1 protein-coding gene and 3 pseudogenes are annotated in these 3,617 nt (G+C 54.5%); 2 read left to right on the top strand and 2 right to left on the bottom strand.

Annotated features, from left to right (window positions below):
- A pseudogene (locus MFF55_RS27265) lies at positions 1–207 on the bottom strand (transposase); the annotation flags it as partial.
- A gap of 702 nt (positions 208–909) precedes the next feature.
- On the opposite strand from MFF55_RS27265, the gene MFF55_RS26435 reads away from it, so the two are divergent.
- Positions 910–1,980 carry a polysaccharide biosynthesis/export family protein gene (locus tag MFF55_RS26435; protein WP_238247206.1) on the top strand — a complete coding sequence of 357 codons (1,071 nt, stop codon included), beginning with the start codon at positions 910–912 and terminating at the stop codon, positions 1,978–1,980.
- A gap of 731 nt (positions 1,981–2,711) precedes the next feature.
- On the opposite strand, the pseudogene MFF55_RS26425 reads toward MFF55_RS26435, so the two are convergent.
- Positions 2,712–2,965: pseudogene (locus tag MFF55_RS26425) on the bottom strand (transposase); the annotation flags it as partial.
- Positions 2,966–3,105: 140 nt separating this feature from the next.
- On the opposite strand from MFF55_RS26425, the pseudogene MFF55_RS26420 reads away from it, so the two are divergent.
- A pseudogene (locus MFF55_RS26420) lies at positions 3,106–3,366 on the top strand (hypothetical protein); the annotation flags it as partial.
- Between the last annotated feature and the right edge of the window lie 251 nt (positions 3,367–3,617).

Raw genomic sequence — 3,617 nt, 5'->3', positions numbered from 1 at the left:
GTTCCGAGACAGACTCTAAGCTGCTGATCCCAAAACAGCACGCTCGGGCCAAGATGCCGGTGCAGCGTGCCACGAACAACACGGGAAGCCTGGCTGCATCGTCTCCTGGACGAGACGAACCTTTTCGGCCGTGGTCCAGCGCCGCTGCCGCTGGATATAGGTGATCACCTCGGCACGGGGCAAAGGAGCATCCGGGTCAAAGGCCATAGCGATATTCACAAGCCAATGCCTATGCCCTGTCGAGCTACACCATCGGTCCAATTAAACAAGCGGCACCTGCGAACGCGGGCGACGGAACTTAACTCACAGCTCCAGCAGTGGCGATTGTGCATCCGACAGAGTACCAGCCCCTCCAGCTCCAACCGAACGACAACGCGCTCAGACCCCAACGTGCCTTGCAAGTTTCAGCTTCAGTGGCTAAACAACCTGCTTACTTGGTGGATAAATGCACCGGTTGCCGCGACTTGTATATCTCACTGTATACACGAGAGCCGCACCTCATCGTGGTTCAATAATTGAGAACTTTATATGTTGGCCTAGTTCATTAATCATCATTGAGAAAATCGTTCTCCCGAGCCTTCCGTCACGACGTATTCAATAATCCGATTTATAGCAGAATTTTTAGTCGTTATTAGCATAAGCAGCTAGTGCGAACTCAAAAGCTTGTTGTTGCGATAATGCAACATGCAGACGCAAACACTAGAGGGGTGTGGCTCCCGCGTTGCGATTTATTAAGGTGTATGCTAGAGACCGGATATAATTGACCTCGCATGTATTTATCTGTGGGAACATGCCTTGCGTAACTTGAATAGAAGCTGCACGATCCTGAGTGCTACAGTGCTTCTGTCAGCATGTGGTTTTCTGCCGGCCACCGGGCCCTCGATTGAGGCTGTGCGGAGTAGCTCAACCGTGTCTGTTCAAGACGACGGGCGTCTTGGTTATGCTGTTCTGAAGCTTAGTCCACTTGTCGTGTCTTTAACGAAAAGCTCCGCAAAGCAGGTAGGTTTTTCAACAAGTGCCCTTCGTGCGCGTGCGGCTAATGCGGCAATAGGAATTGGCGACTTACTGTCGCTTACTATATATGAAGCCGCAAGTGGGGGGCTATTCAACCCGGCCGATGCAACTGGGCGCGGAAGCGGTAACTCCGTAAGCTTGCCCTCTCAGCAAGTTGATAAAAGTGGATTTATCTCTGTGCCGTTTGCTGGGCAGGTTAAAGCGTCCGGTCGTACAGCGGATGAGGTAAGAAAAGAGATAGAGGAGCGTCTCAAAAATCGCGCTATTGAACCGCAAGTGTCTGTTAACATCGTGGATCGGCGCTCGGGAGTGGTGAGCGTTTTAGGCGAGGTGGCTAGTCCGCAAAAGTTTTCTCTTGATGTTGGTGGCTCGCGCCTGTTGGAAGCTATCGCTCGAGCTGGAGGAGCAAAATTTCCAGCCTTCGAAACCGCTGTGACTCTGCAGCGTCGAGGATCCATTGAGCAAGTTCCGCTTGTTACTGTCATTCGAAATCCGTCGCAAAACATTTTCTTGGAAGCCGGCGATTCGATTGTGCTGTCGCGGGAGCCTCGATCATTCGTTGTACTTGGAGCAACACCACCTCCTGGATCGGTGGGTGGTCAAAATAATCGCCGCTTTGTGTTCGAAAGCGATAATCTCACTTTGGCAGAGGCTATCGCAAAAGCTGGAGGGTTGCGGACCGAACAAGCAGATGCTCGCGCCGTGTTTATATACAGGCAAGAAGAGCGTGGAATACTCAGCAGGTTAGGTGTAGACGTATCGGGTAATCCAGCAGACCGGATTCCAGTGGTATATCAACTTGATGCTTCACAGGCCGATGGATATTTTCTAGCAACTGAATTCTACATGCGCGACCGGGATTTAGTGTATATTTCGGATGCCCCTGGCTTTGAGCTTAGCAAGTTCCTGTCAATACTTGAGATCGGTACGGGAGCGGCGCTTGACGTAGCAAGAATAAATCAATAGACATTAGGTAATCCTGTTTAGAGCGAGCATGTGGCACCGATGGTTACTTTCCACAAAGTTTCGATGTGCCTTCTGTTACTGGTTCCGTTTAGTGCAGATGCGGCTGATCTGACCCAAAGGCGCCGGGTGATCCAGACAAGTAATCCTGTGCTTAGACAAGGAATGTTCGCTCCGCACTGTCAGGAGAACATCGAGCAACTAGCCTTTCGGTGCGTCGAGCATGTCTATGTGGATCCAGATAAAGAGCCGTGGAGCACCTTTCTGACTACTATTCCAGGTAGTCCATCTCCACCTTACGAGCGTCTCTATAGACGACGTCGGGGCTGATTTGTCTAAGCAAGGAATTTCGGCTTGTACTAATTTCGTGAAAATTTCACGTTACCTTGGCGAAATATAATTGAGACTTTGGACTCGGGTTGATTGCTAAGTAGCCACCGCGCCTAAGTTCGTTGCTCTTGACCGGAGCCGGTTGATGACGTTGATAAAACGCTTGATTGAGCGCAACGCGATATTGACCGGCCACTCCAACCGACACGGGTCTATATCCTTTACGCCCTGTCGCCGCTCGTCCGACATGCTTCGGGACCTTACAATAGCGCTATATCGGGTTACTCGGGGTCACACACCACGCCGGTGCTCTACGGCGAGCGAACCGGCGTGAACACCAATCGCAAGCCGAGCGCGGCGTCCGTCTGAGGGGTATCCTTGGCAATGTAGGCGGAGCCGTTGTCGGACTGGCCCCGGCGTGATGGGCCGATGCGTTACGCACGTGTCCCTCTTTGCCGCCACGCGCGGCGCGGTGGGCCTTAGCGTAGGTGCTGTCGATAGCGGCCGCCTCGCCCACCCATCCGCTCCTGGCTAGCACGGTCAGCATCGTCCGCCAGAAGCCGCGGCGAGACCAGAGATTGAAGCGGTTGTAGACCGTCGTGCGCGGACCATACGCCGTCGGACAGTCGCGCAAGCGGCAGCCGGAGGTGAGCACGTGTTCATTAACGGCATAGCGGGAGGCACTCAGACCATCTCGAGCTGCGCTGCGGGAACGGCGCAGTCGTGCGGGTGCTGTTTGCCATCGATGCCCGCGTTCGCGAGGTCATGGCGTGGGTGATGCTAGCGTACCAGCGCGCCGTCGAAACGGCCGGCGCCAGCCTCCTCTACCTGCCGCCCTCCAGCCTCCACTTCAACCCAATCGAGAACGCCTTCGCCAAGCTGAAGTCGCTCCTCTGCAAAGCCGCCGAGCGCACCGTAGGTGCCCTCTGGGACAGGATCGACATCCTCTTCAAAGCCTTCACGCCCGCAGAATGCGCCAACTATTTCAGAGCCGCAGGGTGTGCGTTTATGAAGGCGCTCAAGCGCGACAACGCCCGCCTTACCATCCTACCGGGGTAGAGGCCTCATCAGGTCCATTCGGCTGCGACGGCGACGAGGGCGAGGCCAGCGAGGTAGTTGCGGGTGTCGACCCGTCACATGAGTCATGTTGAGCTGCGTAGACAAGTACGACTTTGATCGAGATCCGGCTCGCTGCTTCCATGAATTGGCGGTTTGCCTGCACTTTTTGATGCGCGACTGCGAGCTTGAAGGTTCCAAGGAAACCTGAGGGTGACGCACTGAATGCGGAACTAGGTGTACGGTCCCGGGAT

The organism is Methylobacterium iners, assembly GCF_022179305.1.
Lineage (GTDB): Bacteria > Pseudomonadota > Alphaproteobacteria > Rhizobiales > Beijerinckiaceae > Methylobacterium > Methylobacterium iners.
The sequence above is the reverse complement of the archived record's forward strand: the minus strand, read 5'-3'. Positions and strand labels throughout refer to the sequence as shown.